The 15,885-nt window shown below is 71.9% G+C and carries 14 protein-coding genes and 1 pseudogene; 10 read left to right on the forward strand and 5 right to left on the reverse strand.

Going from position 1 to position 15,885, the window contains the following annotated elements; translation table 11 throughout:
* Positions 1–580 (reverse strand): annotated as a pseudogene (locus C1I92_RS30205) (hypothetical protein); the annotation flags it as partial.
* On the reverse strand, positions 577–2,199 hold the full coding sequence (locus C1I92_RS30210; protein WP_158564347.1) for an ArnT family glycosyltransferase: 1,623 nt from the start codon (positions 2,197–2,199) through the stop codon (positions 577–579). The pseudogene C1I92_RS30205 and the gene C1I92_RS30210, both read right to left, overlap by 4 nt.
* 217 nt (positions 2,200–2,416) lie before the next feature.
* Between C1I92_RS30210 and C1I92_RS30215 the strand changes: the two genes are divergently transcribed.
* The 4 genes from C1I92_RS30215 to C1I92_RS30230 all read left to right on the forward strand — a co-directional run bounded on the left by C1I92_RS30215 (position 2,417) and on the right by C1I92_RS30230 (position 5,021).
* Positions 2,417–2,923, forward strand: coding sequence for a GNAT family N-acetyltransferase (locus C1I92_RS30215; RefSeq protein ID WP_111258347.1), 507 nt, complete (start codon positions 2,417–2,419; stop codon positions 2,921–2,923).
* 73 nt (positions 2,924–2,996) lie between these two features.
* Positions 2,997–3,374 (forward strand): hypothetical protein, encoded by a 378-nt coding sequence (locus C1I92_RS30220; RefSeq protein WP_111258348.1) that lies wholly within the window; start codon positions 2,997–2,999, stop codon positions 3,372–3,374.
* 13 nt (positions 3,375–3,387) lie between these two features.
* Positions 3,388–4,236: a hypothetical protein gene (locus C1I92_RS30225; RefSeq protein ID WP_111258349.1), complete on the forward strand. Its 849-nt coding sequence runs from the start codon at positions 3,388–3,390 to the stop codon at positions 4,234–4,236.
* 2 nt (positions 4,237–4,238) lie between these two features.
* On the forward strand, positions 4,239–5,021 hold the full coding sequence (locus C1I92_RS30230; RefSeq protein ID WP_199521748.1) for an endo alpha-1,4 polygalactosaminidase: 783 nt from the start codon (positions 4,239–4,241) through the stop codon (positions 5,019–5,021).
* Here the strand turns inward: C1I92_RS30230 and C1I92_RS30235 are convergent.
* Positions 5,018–5,875 carry an AraC family transcriptional regulator gene (locus C1I92_RS30235; RefSeq protein ID WP_146605338.1) on the reverse strand — a complete coding sequence of 286 codons (858 nt, stop codon included), beginning with the start codon at positions 5,873–5,875 and terminating at the stop codon, positions 5,018–5,020. The genes C1I92_RS30230 and C1I92_RS30235 overlap by 4 nt on opposite strands.
* An 83-nt stretch (positions 5,876–5,958) precedes the next feature.
* Here C1I92_RS30235 and C1I92_RS30240 point away from each other — a divergent pair, with 83 nt between their 5' ends.
* Positions 5,959–6,744 (forward strand): phytanoyl-CoA dioxygenase family protein, encoded by a 786-nt coding sequence (locus C1I92_RS30240; protein WP_111258352.1) that lies wholly within the window; start codon positions 5,959–5,961, stop codon positions 6,742–6,744.
* Here the strand turns inward: C1I92_RS30240 and C1I92_RS30245 are convergent.
* Both C1I92_RS30245 and C1I92_RS30250 read right to left on the reverse strand, forming a co-directional pair.
* The gene (locus C1I92_RS30245; RefSeq protein ID WP_199521749.1) at positions 6,726–7,706 is read right to left on the reverse strand and encodes an alpha/beta hydrolase; all 981 of its coding nucleotides are present in this window, start codon (positions 7,704–7,706) and stop codon (positions 6,726–6,728) included. The genes C1I92_RS30240 and C1I92_RS30245 overlap by 19 nt on opposite strands.
* Positions 7,707–9,299, reverse strand: a complete 1,593-nt coding sequence (locus C1I92_RS30250) for an ABC transporter substrate-binding protein (protein ID WP_111258353.1) — start codon at positions 9,297–9,299, stop codon at positions 7,707–7,709.
* Positions 9,300–9,456: 157 nt separating this feature from the next.
* Here C1I92_RS30250 and C1I92_RS30255 point away from each other — a divergent pair, with 157 nt between their 5' ends.
* The 5 genes from C1I92_RS30255 (at position 9,457) to C1I92_RS30275 (ending at position 15,865) form a co-directional block, all read left to right on the forward strand.
* A complete protein-coding gene (locus C1I92_RS30255) occupies positions 9,457–10,677 on the forward strand; it encodes a mandelate racemase/muconate lactonizing enzyme family protein (RefSeq protein ID WP_111258354.1) in 1,221 nt (406 codons plus the stop codon).
* A gap of 2 nt (positions 10,678–10,679) precedes the next feature.
* Positions 10,680–11,699, forward strand: coding sequence for a D-2-hydroxyacid dehydrogenase (locus tag C1I92_RS30260; protein WP_111258355.1), 1,020 nt, complete (start codon positions 10,680–10,682; stop codon positions 11,697–11,699).
* Between the two features lie 144 nt (positions 11,700–11,843).
* Entirely contained in the window at positions 11,844–12,056 is a 213-nt protein-coding gene (locus tag C1I92_RS30265; RefSeq protein WP_111258356.1) for a hypothetical protein, read from the forward strand.
* Positions 12,057–12,060: 4 nt separating this feature from the next.
* Positions 12,061–14,793, forward strand: a complete 2,733-nt coding sequence (locus tag C1I92_RS30270) for a putative phage tail protein (RefSeq protein WP_111258357.1) — start codon at positions 12,061–12,063, stop codon at positions 14,791–14,793.
* A 25-nt stretch (positions 14,794–14,818) separates the two neighbouring features.
* On the forward strand, positions 14,819–15,865 hold the full coding sequence (locus C1I92_RS30275) for a Gfo/Idh/MocA family protein (RefSeq protein ID WP_111258358.1): 1,047 nt from the start codon (positions 14,819–14,821) through the stop codon (positions 15,863–15,865).
* Positions 15,866–15,885: the final 20 nt, after the last annotated feature.

The raw sequence follows: 15,885 nt of genomic DNA on the forward strand, positions 1-15,885 counted from the left end.
GCCGGGTCAGCGCCGCACCGCCGGCCAGCAGCGACAGCGCCGCCACCAGCCGTGCGTCCAGGCCGCGCTTGATCGCCGTCGCCGCGACCCCGAACATCGCCGTCACGAGGACCGCCGCGAGCAGGTCGTTGTAGCCGGAGCCGCCGACCAGCGACTTCCCGGCCATCGCCGCGACGACGAGCGCCACGATCGGCGGGACCGTGCTGCCGGGCCGGCAGACGCGCCGCGCCGCGCCGTGCGCCACCAGCACCAGCAGGCCCGAGAGCAGCACGTTCACCGCCCGGGCGGCGTACACCGCGGCCTCCGCGTGCCCGGCCTCGGCCAGCGGCCCGACGACCGGCGCGACCAGCACGTAGTACAGCGGCGGGTGCTGCGCCGTCCACTGCACCGGCGCCAGCCACGCGCCGTCCGGCCGGTGCGACAGGCCGTCCTCGAAGACCGGCAGCCGGCCCTGCCACACCTGGTACGCGTAGTCGATGTGCGGCGCCTCGTCGCCGGTCACGTACGGCGCCTGGGCCAGCGCCGCGACCGCCGACAGCAGCATCGCGCCCAGCACGGCGAGCGGCAGCACCCGCCTCACCCGACGACCTCCGGCAGCCGTTCGGCCGGCGGAACCGGGCCCGGCGCCGCAACCGCGACCGGCCCCGGCGCGGCCGCCGCGCGCACCGTCCACCGCACCAGGAACCCGGCCGCGACCAGGCCGCCCACCAGCACGACGCCCAGCAGCGCCGGCGGGAACGGATACCAGAACGCCATCGCCTCGACGGCGCCGCCGATCCCGCCCCACCCGTCGGAGGGCAGCCAGTACAACGTCCACACGTCGTGCCAGAACGCCGTGTGGATCGCGACGGCGAGCACGAAGAGGCCCGGCAGCGCCCACCGCCGCCACGCCACCGGCAGCGCCGTCAGCCCCGCGACCGCGACGACCATGAGCCCGACGACGCCGGGGAACAGGTAGCGGCCCTGCTGCGCCGCCGCGGTGTCGCCGAACGCGGCGAACTGCTCCCACGAGCCGCGCGCGACGATCCCGGCCAGCGCCGGGATCGGGAACAGCAGCACCAGCGCGGACGCCCGCGGCAGGCCGCGATGGACCAGCGCGGCGACGATCCCGGCGAGCAGGACGACCAGCGCGATCCGGGCCAGCCACCAGGACGCGTCCAGCGAGCGGGACGAGTCGTGGTCGTTGACGAAGAACAGCGTCACCATCCGCTCGGCGAACCGCGACAGCCAGTCCCAGCCGCCGTCGGACCAGCCGTACACCGGGGTCAGGTCCGGCGGCTCGGCGTGCGTGCCGTGCGGTTGCAGCGTGCCGTACTCGACCCTGTTGCGCAGCCACCACAGCGCGCCCGGCACACAGGCCGCGCCCGCCACCAGAACGCCGCGGAGCGCGTCGCGGAGCCCGTCGCCGTGCCGACGGGGCCGCACCGCCGCGACGGCGTAGGCGAGCACGATCCACGCCGGCAGCAGCAGCGCGAAGCCCTTGGTCAGCAGCGCCAGGCTGGTGACCCCGCCGAGCAGGGCGCCGGTGCGCCAGCCGAGGTCGCCGGTGAGCACCCGCGCGACGAGGTAGGTGGCGGCGGCGAACAGCACGATCAGCAGGGTGTCGTTGTTCACCGACGACTCGATGTGCGTCAGCTCGGGCACCAGCAGCGGGGTCGCCGCGGCGACGACCGGCAGCGGGGCCGGCAGCCGGAGCCGTCGCGCCGTGAGGAACAGCAGGATCGGCAGCACGGCCGTGAGCAGCGCGTTCCCCCAGCGCAGCGCCATCCATACCGCGTCGAGCGGCTGGTCCTCCCAGTCCGGCACCAGGCTCACGACCGCGGCGCCGAGCAGGTAGTACAGCGGCGGGTGCTGGATCAGCTGGTTGTACGCCGGCTCACCCAGCGACGTGTCGCCGCCGGAGTCGGTGTAGGACGGCCGCTCGCCCCGCGGTGGGACGTCGTCGCGCTCGGCGAGGTGCTGCCGGCCGGGCAGCCGGTCCAGCGGGACGAAGTAGCCGGCGTCGGTGCCGGCCGTGATGAACGCGGTGCCGGGGTCCGGCCACGGCCACGCCTCGCCCGCCGCGACCTGCAGGACGAGGTCCACCTGCTGGCGTTCGTCGGGTGAGCGGGCGTTCGGGAAGACCGCCGTCTGCGCCAGCGCGACGGCGAGGTGGACGGCTGCGATCAGCCACACGACGGCCGGGACCGCACGCCTCATGGCGGCGAGGGTAGGCGAGCCGGGTGGACGGCGGGTGCCGTGCAGCCGAAGGACAGGAGAACCCTGTGGTGGAGTGCCGTACCGGTGAGGAGTACCGATGCCCTCCGTCTCGTCGCCGGCGCCGTCCAGGCGCCCGGATCTCAGCCAGTTCATCGACGGCGGGATCGCGCCGTGGGTGCGGCCGGAGGCCTGCGACGCGGGCCGGTACCGTGCTGGGATGACCGTCCTCACGGGAGCGCGGGTGACCCTGCGCCCGGCCACACCGGCCGACGTCGAGACGCTGGTGGCGATCCGGTCGACGCCGGAGGTGTACGAGCGGTGGGGCGGCGACGACCTGGCCGCCGAGGTCGCCGGCGACCTCACCGATGACGACCTGCACGTGTACGTCATCGAGGCCGGCGGCGAGATCGCCGGAGCCATCCAGTGGTACGCCGAGGCCGACCCGCAGTACCGGCACGCGGGCATCGACATCTACCTCGCCCCGGCCTACCACGGCCGCGGCCTGGGCACCGACGCCGTTCGCACCCTGGCCCGCCACCTGATCGACGACCACCGCCACCACCGGCTGGTCATCGACCCGGCGGCGGACAACGCCGCGGCCATCGCCTGCTACACGAAGGCCGGCTTCCGGCCGGTCGGCGTGATGCGGCAGTACGAGCGCGCACCTGACGGCAGCTGGCACGACGGCCTGCTCATGGACCTGCTCGCCGCCGACCTGCGCTAGCCGCCACAACCCTGGTCACGAACCGTTGCGCCGATGCATACTGACCTCGCCGCGACGACAAGAGGAGACCGGCATGGCCAGGCCGCTGGGACCGCCCGGTACGCCGCCCCCGCCACGCAACTCGGCGGTCGGCGAGGACGCGCTCAGCATCTGGCTGCGCGACCACCGCCCCGAGCCCGCGGCCGACGCGGCCGACGCGGCCGACGAGGCCGACGAGGCGGAAGAGGCGGACATCGAGACGGCGCCGGCGGCGGTCGACGTCGGCGACCTGAAGCGGCACGAGGTGCTGACGTCGATCGCCGACGCCGGTGCGGCCACCGTCCGCGACCTGAGGGCGCGGACGAACCTGAGCCAGGTGCAGCTGGGCATGATCCTCGGGCAGCTGAGCGCCGACGGCGCCATCAGCATCGAGGGCGAGCCCGGCGAGGAAGTCGTGCGCAAGGCCGAGTGAGCCAGGGGACCCCATGGACACGTTCGCCGCAGCGATCGTCGCGCTGGCGCTGGGCGCGCTCGTCGCCATCGCCGAGCTGGTGTCGCGATACCGCGACGACCCGCTCCGTGCGGTCTGGTCGCTGCCCGCCGCGGCCTACGTCACCGTCAACGCGGCCGCCTCGGCCGCCGCGTTCGCGCTGATCAGGGCGTTCGACTGGACGTTCGGGTCGAGCGGGACGCAGACGCTGGTCACGCAGGTGCTGGTGGCCGGGTTCGGCTCGGCCGCGCTGTTCCGCAGCTCGCTGTTCAACATCACCGCCGGCGACCAGGTCGTCGGCGTCGGCCCGAGCGCCGTCCTCAACGTCATCCTCAGCGCGGCCGACCGCGCCGTCGACCGGCAGCGGGCCGGCTTCCGCGCGCAGAACACGACGCTGAGCATGGCCGGCGTCTCGTTCGAGCGCAGCGCCGACGCGCTGGCGATCTTCTGCTTCGGCGCGATGCAGAACGCCTCCAGCGAGGAGGTCAAGGCGATCGACGACCGGATCAGCATCCTGCGCGACCAGAAGTACGGCCACCTGCCCGACCAGGTCAAGTCCTACGTCCTCGGGCTGGCGCTGGCCACCGTCGTCGGCGACAAGGTGTTGCACGAGGCGGCCACCCACATCAAGGCCGTCACACCGGAGCCGCCGCCCGCCGACACGCCCGGGTCGCGCATCGTCGAGGCTCTGCTGGGTGGGCCGCTGCCGACGACCGAGCTGCAGGTCCGGGCCGGCGTCGACATCGCGTCGTTCGGCTCCGCGATGCAGGAGCTGGTCGGCGCGCGCGTCGTCACGATCCGCGGGTCCGGCGAGACCGAGCAGGCCGAGCTGGCGGCCGGCTGACGGTGCGCCGGATCCTGCTCGTCGCGGCCCTGCTCGCCCTGTTCACCGGCTGCGGCGACGGCGGCGACGGTGTCGTGCTCCCGCCGGCCGGCGGGCGGGTCGACTACCAGCTCGGTGGCGCCTATCCCCCGGCCGACGGCGTCGACGTCGTGATCCGCGACGTCACCGCCGAGCCCGCGCCGGACGCGTACGGCGTCTGCTACGTCAACGCCTTCCAGACCCAGCCCGGGACCCTGCGGCAGTGGCAGGACGAGCACGGCGAGCTGCTGCTGCGCGACGACGGCGAGCTGGTCGCCGACCCGGACTGGCCGGACGAGGTACTGCTGGACACGTCGACGCAGGCGAACCGGGCCACGCTCGCCGACGTCGTCGGGGCCGACCTGGAGCGCTGCGCCGACGCCGGCTACGACGCCGTCGAGCCGGACAACCTCGACTCCTGGACCCGCTCGCGCGGCCTGATCGACGACGCGGACAACCTGGCGTTCGCGCGGCTGCTGGCCGGGCGGGCGCACGACCTGGGCCTGGCGATCGCGCAGAAGAACGCGCCGGAGCTGCGCGACGCCGGCCTGGACTTCGCCATCGCCGAGGAGTGCGAGGTCCACGACGAGTGCGACGTCTACACCGAGGCGTACGGGCGGCACGTCATCGAGATCGAGTACACGGACAACGGGACGGAGGCGTTCCAGCGGGCCTGCGCCGCCCGCGGCGACGAGATCTCGGTGCTGCTGCGCGACCGCGACGTCGTCCCGGCCGGCGCCGACGGCCACGTCCTGGAGTGGTGCTAGGGCACGTACTTGCGCTGCATCGCGCGCCGGAACCGCTCCGGCGACGTCCCGTACTCGCGGCCGAAGCAGCGGATGAAGTACGACTGGCTGACGAAGCCGCAGCGCAGCCCGATCCGCGTCACCGTCTCGTCGGTGGTCGACAGCAGCGCCGCCGCGTGCTGCAGCCGCAGGCCGATCACGTACTCCGTCGGGCTGACGCCGTAGTGGCGGCGCAGGCTGCGGGCCAGGTGGGCCGGGCTGACGTGGGCCAGCTCGACCATGCGGGGCACGCCGGCGCGCAGGTTCTCCTCCCGCGGCATCGCCGCGCACGCGGCGGCCAGCCAGTCCGGCGGGCCGGTGCGGCCGGTCGCGGCCGGGCCCGGCGGCAGCGGATCGACGGGGCACAGCGTCGCGGTGAGCGCGGTCCAGAACTCGACGAGGTCGAGCATCGTCGTGCCGGTCGGGAACCGCCGGGCCAGCGACTCGCACGCCGCCAGCACCGCGTCCAGGCCGGCCGGGTCGGGCCGCAGCAGCGGCGGCCGCGGCGCGGCGTCCCAGCGATCCGGCTCCGCCAGCTGCGTGAGGTCGGCGAACGTGCGCCAGGTCCGGGCCGAGAACGCCACGTTGAAGAACTCCAGCCCCGCCCGCCCCTCCCCCACGACGGCGTGCTGGTCGCCGGGCCGCACCAGCACGACGTCGCCTGCGGTCAACGGCTGCCGGCCCGACGCCAGCCGCTGTGCGCCGGACCCGGCGAAGACCGCCATCACCTCGTAGTAGTCCAGGTGCAGGTGCTCCTCGGAGACACCGCGGATCGTCACCCGGGCGACGTGGCAGGGCCGGCCGAGCGCGTGCTCCTGGAATCGGAAGCGGGTCACCACAGTGCAACTCCCGGCGTCCTCCGTGCTATTCGCCGCCCCGCCCGTGCGGCCACAGTGCTGTCAAGGGAAGGGAGACCACCGTGACCCAGACGACCCAGAGCACGCTCACCCCACGTGAGCACTACGACCGCAACGGCTACGCGATCTTCCGCAACGTGATCGACCCGGACCTCATCGCCGAGGTGAACGAGCACGTCGCGTGGCTGCAGGAGAAGCACCCCGACGTGCGCCCGGAGCAACTCGGGCACAAGTTCGTCAAGGACGACCCGTTCTGGGTCCGGCTGGTCGGCGACGACCGGCTGCTCGACATCGCCGAGCAGTTCGTCGGCCCGGACATCGCGCTGTTCGCGTCGCACTACATCAGCAAGCCGCCGTTCTCCGGCCAGCCGGTGCTGTGGCACCAGGACGGGTCGCTGTGGCCGCTGGACCCGGTGGAGGTGACGACGCTGTGGCTGGCGGTGGACCACTCGACGCCGGAGAACGGCTGCGTGCGGCTGGTGCCGGGCAGTCACACGCAGAGCTTCCGCGAGGTCCGCGCCAACGACGAGGTCGAGAACGTGCTCGGCGTCGACATCGAGGTCGAGGTCGACGAGTCCGAGGTGCTCGACGTGGTGCTGGCGCCGGGCGACGTGGAGGTACACCACCCGAACATCGTGCACGGCAGCAACGCGAACACGTCGCCGCACCGGCGCTGCGGCCTCACCATCCGCTACATCCCGACGTCGACCCGGATCACCCATCCCGAGCAGCCGTTCCCCAGCGCGTTCCTGCTGCGCGGCGAGCCGGGCGTGAACGTGTACCAGCCGCGGCCGCGCTACGTCGAGGGCACGCACCTCCCGTTCCGCGGTCACGAGAACTGGGGCTGACCGATCATCCGGCGGACCCACGCGTCGCGGGCGGCCACCGCCGCCCGCGACACCGCCGCAGTCGGCACCAGCGAGTCGAAGCCGTGGTAGCCGCCGGGCCAGACGTGCAGCTCGGCCCGGCCGCCGGCGGCCCAGATGCCCTGCGCGTAGGCGACGCACTCGTCCCGGAACACCTCGGCGCTGCCGACGTCGACGAACGTGGGCGGCAGCCCCGACAGGTCCGAAGCGCGGGCCGGCGCGGCGTAGATCGACACGTCCGGGCCGCCGCGGCGGTCGCCGAGCAGCGCCGTCCAGCCGGTCCGGTTGCTGCCCCGGTCCCACACGCCGACGCCGTCGATCTGCCGGGTCGAGACGGTCGCGTCGCGGTCGTCGAGCATCGGGCAGATCAGCAGCTGGGCGTGCAGCGGCGGGCCGCCGCGGTCGCGGGCCAGCAGCGTCGCCCCGGCCGCGAGGCCGCCGCCGGCGCTGCCGCCCTCGATCATCAGCCGGTCCGGGTCGATGCCCAGCTCGGCGGCGTGCGCCGCGGTCCACGTCAGCGCCGCGTAGACGTCCTCGACCGGGATCGGGTCGGGGTGCTCGGGCGCCAGCCGGTACTCGACGGTGACGGCGACGGCGCCGTGCTCGACCAGCCACGGCAGCAGCATCGGCACGCCGGTCCACCGGGTGCCCATGAACATCCCGCCGCCGTGCGCGTGCACGATGCCCGGACCCGGCCCGCGCTGCCCCGGCGGCGTCAGCACGCTCACCCGCAGCGCCGCCCCGTCCGCGCCGTCGATCGTCACGTCGCGCGACTCGACGCCGGCGTCGGCGACCAGCCGTTCGACGCCGGCCGGCGTCCGGGCGACCCGCAGCGCGGGGATCATCTCCGCGCTGAGGGTCCCGGTGAGCAGGGTCGCGGCGAGCGCGTCCAGCTCTGCGGCCAGCTCGGCGTCGAACGGCGGACGGGGCGGCGTGACGGTCACCTACTCGGCGATCTTCCAGGCGCCGGGGTCCCAGAACGCGCCGTCCTTGGCCTGGAAGCCCTCCACTCGGGTGTTGTGCGCCCACAGCGAGTAGGCGTTGTAGAGCAGCGGGTAGGAGATGGTCTGGTTGTCCTGCCGGGCCGCGTCCTCGTAGATCGCCCGCCGCTGCTCCTCGTCGGCCGTGGCGTTGGCCTCCTTCATCAGCCGGTCGAACTCCGGGTCGCAGCCGTAGCCGATGTTGCCGCCGGCCGGGAAGTGCTGGTCGCAGCCGGTGATGCCGTAGTTGAGCCACGGGTCGGCGGCGCCGGCGCCGCCGATCAGCATGTCGTAGGTCTTGTTCGTGTAGCCCTCGGCCATCTCGGCGCCCTGCACGTTGGCGATCTCGACCTTCACGCCGATCTGGCCGAGCTGGTCCTGCAGGATCGTCGCCGCCTGGTCCTTGTCGCGGGTGCCCGGGATCATCATCAGCGTGATCGTGCGGTTGAAGTCCCAGCCGGCGTCGGTGAGCAGCTGCTTGGCCTTGTCCGGGTCGTACGCGTACTGCTCGACGTCGTCGGGGGTCCAGGCCGGGCCGAGGATCGAGTTGGGCACGGTGCCCTGGCCGCCGAGCACGGTGTCGACGATGCCCTGCCGGTCGATGCCGTAGAGCAGCGCCTGCCGGACCCGCACGTCGGCGAAGTACGGCTGGGCCTGGTTGACGGCCAGCCGCTGCAGGATGATGCCCTTGATCGTGGCGACCTCGACGTTGTCCTGGTCCTCGACGGTGGGCAGGTCGGTGGCCGAGATCGAGGCGATGTCGATCTCACCGGTGCCGAGCTGCGCGACCGCGACGTCCGAGGTCAGCGGCTTGAGGAAGACCTTGTCGATCTGGACGTCGTGGCGGAAGTAGGTCGGGTTCTTCTTCAGCTCGACGTACTGGTCGGTCTTGTACTGGACGAAGATGTACGGGCCCAGGCTCACGTTCGGGTTCATGAAGAACGGGTTCGCCGCGACCGACTCGACCGGGTCGGCGCCGAGGATGTGCTCGGGCAGGATCCAGTGCGAGCTGATCTGCATGAGCAGGCCGTAGTTCGGCTCCACCGTCCGGATCACGAACGTGTGGTCGTCCGGCGCCTCGAAGCCGGTGATGCTGGTGGCCGTGCCCTCGATGAACTCGTTGACACCCTGGACCACCTTGTACACCGCCGACGCGGCGTTCGTGCTCTTCGGGTCGGCGTAGGTGTTGAAGGTGAACAGCACGTCCTTCGACGTGAACGGCGTGCCGTCGCTCCACTCCAGGCCTTCACGCAGGTGGAAGGTGAACTCGGTGGCGTCGGGCGACACGTCGTAGCTCTCGCACAGCATCGGCTGGAGCACCTCGTTGTTGTCCGCCTGCACGAGGGAGTGCCAGATGAACGACATCACCTGCTGGTCCGGTGCCGAGCCCGGCGCCAGCGGGCTCCAGATCTTCGGCTTGCCGCCGAGATAGACGTTGACGACGCGGTCGGCCGCCTGGGCGGGTGCGTTCGACGGGTCGGAGCAGCCGACCAGCGCCGCCGCCGACAGCACGGCCGCGGCGCCCAGGAACTCGCGACGCGAGATGTGTGTGGTCATCCTGACCTCTCAGTGAGTGAACCGCGGAATCCAGAACGCTCTTTCACGTTCGTCAGTGTCTTGTTGCCTGAGCTTCACTGTCAAGACCACCTCTGATCAGCAACATGCTGTTTTCGTTAGGCTTGACTTGAAACTGCGTGTCACAAACGATGGGCGCATGCGGATCACCGACGTCACGGCCGTGCTGCTCACCGGCCCGTCCAGCAACGACCCGTACATCACCTTCGCGAAGAAGTGGCGCACCGCCGCGTTCGTCGAAGTACGCACCGACGCCGGCCTGGTCGGCGTCGGCGAGACCTACCTGGGCTACTTCTTCCCCGAGATGGTGCCGCTCGTCGTCGACTACGTCCGGCCGATCCTCGTCGACGGCGGCACCACCGACCCCGCGGTACTGAGCACCCGGATGCGCCGCTGCCTGGGCTTCTGGGCCCGGGTCGGCGCCGGCGCGGCGGTGCTGTCCGGCGTCGAGGCGGCGCTGTGGGACCTGGCCGGCCAGGCCGCCGGCGTCCCCGTCCACGAGCTGCTCGGCGGCCGCAAGCACGACCGGCTGCGCGCGTACGCCACCGGCGGGCCGTCGCCGTGGCCGCCGGACGAGCTGAAGCGGAAGCTGGACCGCTACGCCGAGCTGGGCTTCACCGCGCTCAAGGTGGCCACCGGCTACCTCGAGATGGACAGCCGCGAGGAGGTCCTGCCCGAGCCCGGGCCGCAGGCGGCGGCCGAGTTCGAGGCGGAGAAGCTGGCGCTGATGCGCGGCCACCTCGGCCCGGACTTCGAGATCATGCTCGACGGCCACATGGGCCATCGCATCGGCGTGCACCGCTGGGACCTCGCCACCGCACAGGCCGTCATGGAGGCCGCCGCGCCGTACCGGCCGGCCTTCTTCGAGGAGCCGCTGGCCTACGAGGACCCCGACGAGTACGCGGCGCTGACCAGCACGTCACCGGTCCCCATCGCCGGCGGCGAGCAGCTGTTCAGCTACGACGAGTTCCGGCTCTGGATGACCCGCGGCGCGTTCGCGATCGCCCAGCCCGACGCCGCGCTGCTGAGCGTGACCGACTTCGTCAGGGTCGGCGAGCTGGCCGCGAGCCAGGGCCGGCACGTCGTCTCGCACGCGTGGAGCGCCGGCGGCGGCTTCCTGCAGAACGTGCACGCCGCGTTCGCGTCGCCGTCGACGCTGATGGTCGAGATGGCGCCGGACCCGGGCGAGCTGCACACGCTGCTCTGGGGCGACAACCTCGTCATCGAGGACGGCCACGTGCTGCCGCCGGCGGCGCCGGGCCTCGGCATCACGCTGACCGACGAGGTCAAGGAGCGGTTCCCGTTCCGGCCCGGCATGGAGGAGTTCGCCAGCGTCCCCGGCAAGGAACTGCGGAGCTGACGATGACCGAACGCATCCTGGTGGCCCAGCCCGTCCTCGACGCCGGACTCGACCGGGTCAGGGCGCTCGCGCCGGACGCCGTCGTCGAGGTGATCGAGCCGTTCGGGCCGGACGCCGTGCTGCCCGAAGCGCTGGTCCGCGACGTGACCGTGCTGTTCGCCGACCTGTGCCCGGCCAACGTCGAGCAACTGCGGCGGCTGCGCTGGCTGCAGCTCGGCTCGCACGGGTACTCGCAGCTCAACGGTCTGACGCTGCCGCGCGACGCCGTCGTCGCCAACGCCAGCGGCGTCAACGACATCCCGATCGCGGAGTGGTGCGTGCTGATGATGCTCGCGCTGGCCCGCGATCTGCCCGGCATGCTGGACGCGCAGCGCGGGCATCGCTGGGACCGCGACGCGCGGTTCCAGGCGGAGCTGCGCGGCCGCCGGGTCGGCGTCCTCGGCTACGGCAACATCGGCCGCGAGCTGGCCCGGCTCTGCCGCGCGCTCGGGCTGGAGGTGTGGGCGCTGTCGCGGTTCCGCCCGGGCGCCCGCGAGCTGCGCTACGACCCGCTCGACCGCCCCGCCGGCAGCGTGCCCGTGCCGGACCGATCGTTCACGCCGGACCAGCGGGCGGAGTTCCTCGCGGGCCTGGACTACCTGGTCGTCACCACGCCGGTGACCGGCTCGACCCGCGGCCTGGTGGACGCCGACGCGCTGCGCCTGCTTCCGCAGCACGCGATGCTGCTCAACCCGGCCCGGGCGGGTGTGGTCGACGAGGCCGCTCTGCTGGCGGCGCTGCGCGACGGGACCATCGCCGGCGCCGCGCTGGACGACCACTACCGGATCCCGATGCCGCCGGACGACCCGTTCTTCGACCTGCCGAACGTCATCGTCACGTCGCACATCTCCGGCTCCAACTCCAGCACCTGGTTCGTCGAGCGGATCTGGGACCTGTTCGCCCGCAACCTGGAACGCCACCTCGCCGGCGAGCGGCTGCTGAACGTCATCGCCCGGGATGATCTGGAGCTTGCAGACTCTTGACATGAAACTCTCTTTCGGATCAATATGGGCGTTCTCACCGCTGATTCACCGCTGACCTGGGCAATTGGGCTCGTTCCTGACATGCCATTTCAGATCTATCGCATGGATCCGGCCACTCCCTCTCCCACTCCCCTGGAGGCCAGCATGGTCAGTTTCAGCCGACGATCCGCTCTGGCGGGCGTCCTCGCGACCGCCGGAGGCGCGGCCGCGGTCGCGGCAGCCGTCACCCGGCCCGATGAGGCGCTCCCCGACGACCCCGCCGCCGGCCTGGCCGCCGTCGACGAGGGTTCCGACGAGGCCACGCTCGCCCACGAGGCACGGCTCATGGCCCGCCTCCACGTCCCGGCGCTGGGGTGACCCGATGCCGACCTACAACACGATCGCGGACCTGAAGGCCGCTGCCGCTCCGGCGGACGGGACCCTCGCCGACATCCTCGGCTACTGGGAGAAGGGCGACGGCGGCGACGGCCGGTTCGTCTTCGACACCTCGTCCACCAAGACCGACAACGCCGGCACGTACATCGCGCCGACCAGCGGCAGCGGCCGCTGGCACCGCATCATCGAGAACGGCACGATGTCGGCCAAGGCGTGGGGCGCGCACATCGACAACGTCACCGACGACGCGCCGCCGCTGCAGAACGCCCTGGACTTCATGGCCCACGACACGCCCTTCGAGCTCTACCTGCCGGCCGGCGACTATGACATCCGCTCGCAGCTGAGCTACGTCACGTCCGGCCACGCGGTCGGCCCGCAGATCCGCGGCGCCGGACACCGTCAGGCCGCCGACGTCATGGGCCCGGTCGGCACCGCGCTGCACTGGCGCTTCCCCTACCGGTCGCTGCTGCGGATCAGCAACGACGAGCCGCAGCGCTTCAACGAGGGCGGCTACCTGCGCGACTTCGGCATCGACGCCATCCCGCGCGAGGGCGAGGAGGAACTGCCGCCGAACTCCCAGGGCGCCGGCATCGAGCTGTCCAACTGGTGGTTGTTCAGCATCGAGAGCGTCTCGATCATCGGGACGCACGGGCACGGCATCTGGGCGCCCACCCGGTTCACGGCGATCGACATCAGCGTGCCGGGCGCGAGTCCGAACGACCACCTGACCGGGAGGGACCAGCGGCGGCCGAACGACAAGCCGTACGCCTGGGTCGACAACCGGGACGGGCGGCGCGGCAGCATGGCGGAGATCCTGGCCCACGTCGACATCGACGACGGCTCGATCCAGGGCTTCCTCATCCGCCGCGCGGGCTTCGGCTACGAGGCGGGCGATCCGGTCCGGGTCACCGGCGGCAACGCGAACTTCACCGCAGCCAACGCGTTCGAGGGCCACGTCGGGACCGTCAACGCCAACGGCGGCATCACCTCGATCGTGGTCGACGAGCCCGGCAGCAACTACGAGGCCGATGTCCTGTACAACAACGAGGACGCCTTCAACGTCGCCGGGTTCACGATGAAAGAGGTCATCATCGTCGGCAACGACGGCTGGGGCGTGTCGATGCCGCACTTCGCCTCCGGCGGGCACCTCTACAGCTGCTACATCGTCGACAACAAGATGCACGGCGTGATCGTCGGCGGGAACTCCACCCACATCATCGGGGGCGCGGTCGCGTCGAACGGCGTGCACCCGACGGCCGGCTTCTTCCCCGGCATCTGGGTGCGTCGCGGCTACTCCAGCGTCAACGGGTTCCGGACGCAGGGGTGCGAGCTGGACGGCAACGGCTACGCGCACATCTGCTTCGACGGCGTGTCCGGCGCGCTGGTCGAGGACACCCGGATGAACTCATGGGTCACGATCCGCCCTGAGATCATTCCCCGCATCGGCCAGCTGCCGCCGTCGCACGTCAAGTTCGACGTCGGCAACTTCCGGGTCCAGAACAACGGGGTCAAGCTGAGCAGATGCGTCCACAGGGCGCAGCCCGACAACGGGTTCGTCGCCACCAGCGACGTCGCCACCACCAACGGCAACGCCACCGTCACGTTCACCGCCGAACCCGCCGCGAACCCGATCCTCGACTTCTATCCGGAGCTCGTGGTCAAGATCGTCAAGGGCGTCGACCCCGTGACCAAGGAGGAGATCCGGGTCACGTTCGCCGGCGGCGCCACCACGACGAAGGTCGTGTCGGTCGACTACGACAACGACGAGATGGTGCTCGAGCACGCGCCGACCGAGACCCTCGCGATCACGGCCGGCGCCTACATCCGCGAGGCGATCGGCGACAACAACGTCAACTGGTACGACTTCGGCCGCTCGGTCGCCAACGCCGCCATCAAGGTGGAGATGCCGGTGCCCAGCGAGCTGCCGAAGAAGTACACCAAGTTCGCCAACCTCGACGACACCCAGCCGGCGGCGCTGATCGACGTGCAGGACTGGATCCTGGACCGCCCGCACATGGTCGGCGGCAACAACACGACCCTGGCGCGCGTGGCCACCACGCTGCCGGCGGCGGCGCCCGTCATCCCACCGCCGCCCCCGGTCACCAACCCGCCGACGCCGCCCCCGTATCTCGAGGTCCCGTTCACCCAGATCGTCTTCGACCCGTACAAGCGGATGGAGGCGCCGGGGAATCCGGCCGTGCCGACCGGGCGCTACCTGGTGAAGGGTTCCGGCGTCTACCAGGTCTCCGGCACGCTGTCACTGGAGGACTCCCTCGCCGGCGAGGTCGTGCAGATCGTCGTCAACCAGCGCACCATGACGCTCAACGAGGACGGCGACGAGGTCCCCGTCGACGTGACCCTGTCGGAGATCCGGCGCATCTGCACGGGTGCGCTCAACCCGACGAATCCGGCCACCAACTATCCCGAGACGTTCACCTTCGAGTCCAGCGTCGCGGCCGTCCAGCGCGACACGTTCCTCGGCGCGACGCCGCCGCCCGACATCACCGCCAACGACATGGGTCTGCTCTGGTTCAACCAGCAGACCAAGGTGCTGAAGCGGTACAGCGGCACCGCGTGGGTCGAGTTGGACGACTGGTCCACGCCGTACAACCCGACGGTGACCCTGTCGGTCAAGCTGCGGATGTTCTCGGCGGTGGCCCGCAAGCTCAAGACCGACAACGCGGGACGCAATACCGTCTGTTTCAACCAGATCCACTGATCCCACGAGAGAAGGGCCCGCCCGCATGGAACAACTGACCGCCGCCGTCATCGGCGCCGGACTGGGCGGGTCGCTGTCGATCCGCGCGCTGCGCGAGTCGCCGCGGTTCCGCCTGGTGGGGGTGGCCGACGTCCGGGCCGAGGCGCTCGCGCCGTACGCCGACGACGTCGCCACCTTCACCAGGCACGACGAGATGATCGAGACGTGCAAGCCCGACGTCGTGTGCGTCTCCACCTATGCGCCCAGCCACCTGGAGCTCACCCGCGCCGCGCTGGAGCTACCGGTGCGCGGACTGCTGGTGGAGAAGCCGCTGGCCGACACCGCGGCCGGCGGCCGGGCCATCCTCGACCTGGCCCGCGAGCACGACGTGCCGGTCGTCGTCCCGCACGGGCTGATGACGATGAGCGGGCCGGCCGAGGTGCTGTCGCGGGTGCGCGGCGGCGCCATCGGCGAGCTGCGGCTGGTCGAGATCGAGTGCGCCGGCTGGGACATCGTCAACGCCGGCATCCACTGGCTGCAGTTCTTCCTCGCGCTGGTGCACCCTGACCCGGTCGAGACCGTGCTGACCGCCGCCGACACGTCCAGCCGGACGTTCCGCGACGGCATGCAGGTGGAGACCGAGGCGGTCGTCATGGCGCGGACCCGCGGCGGCGTCCGGGTCGTGCTGAACACCGGCGACTACCTGCCGATCGCTCGCGAGCGCACCGGCGCGCTGTTCCGGATCGTCGGGACGACGGGGTTCGTCGAGTACGCCCCGTGGGAGAACGGGTACACGATCGTCGCCGACGGCCAGCCGCGGCGCGACGTCGCCGTCGAGCAGTACGAGGTCGCGCTGCACCGGCGGCACCTGGAGCGCCTGGCCGACCTGGTCACGTCGGGCGAGACCGACGACTACGTGCCGGAGACGTCGCTGGCGGCGCTGGAGCTGGTCGAGGCGGCGTACCTGTCGCACCGGGTGCGGGCGGCGGTGACGCTGCCGCTGTCGGCGTACGAGCCGCCGGCGCCGTCGGACTGGGATCCGGGTGCGCCGTACTCCGGCACCGGCGGCGGACGCAACGGGCGGGAGCTGTAGATGATCGAGCTGTCGGTGGT

The sequence above is a fragment of the Jiangella anatolica genome (assembly GCF_003236295.1).
GTDB classification, from domain to species: Bacteria; Actinomycetota; Actinomycetes; order Jiangellales; family Jiangellaceae; genus Jiangella; species Jiangella anatolica.

Excerpts from the sequence above, each read along its gene's own strand:
- C1I92_RS30210 (WP_158564347.1), bottom strand. The coding sequence starts at position 2,199 with ATGAGGCGTGCGGTCCCGGCCGTCGTGTGGCTGATCGCAGCCGTCCAC.
- C1I92_RS30215 (WP_111258347.1), top strand. The coding sequence starts at position 2,417 with ATGACCGTCCTCACGGGAGCGCGGGTGACCCTGCGCCCGGCCACACCG.
- C1I92_RS30220 (WP_111258348.1), top strand. The coding sequence starts at position 2,997 with ATGGCCAGGCCGCTGGGACCGCCCGGTACGCCGCCCCCGCCACGCAAC.
- C1I92_RS30225 (WP_111258349.1), top strand. The coding sequence starts at position 3,388 with ATGGACACGTTCGCCGCAGCGATCGTCGCGCTGGCGCTGGGCGCGCTC.
- C1I92_RS30250 (WP_111258353.1), bottom strand. The coding sequence starts at position 9,299 with ATGACCACACACATCTCGCGTCGCGAGTTCCTGGGCGCCGCGGCCGTG.
- C1I92_RS30255 (WP_111258354.1), top strand. The coding sequence starts at position 9,457 with ATGCGGATCACCGACGTCACGGCCGTGCTGCTCACCGGCCCGTCCAGC.
- C1I92_RS30260 (WP_111258355.1), top strand. The coding sequence starts at position 10,680 with ATGACCGAACGCATCCTGGTGGCCCAGCCCGTCCTCGACGCCGGACTC.
- C1I92_RS30265 (WP_111258356.1), top strand. The coding sequence starts at position 11,844 with ATGGTCAGTTTCAGCCGACGATCCGCTCTGGCGGGCGTCCTCGCGACC.
- C1I92_RS30270 (WP_111258357.1), top strand. The coding sequence starts at position 12,061 with ATGCCGACCTACAACACGATCGCGGACCTGAAGGCCGCTGCCGCTCCG.
- C1I92_RS30275 (WP_111258358.1), top strand. The coding sequence starts at position 14,819 with ATGGAACAACTGACCGCCGCCGTCATCGGCGCCGGACTGGGCGGGTCG.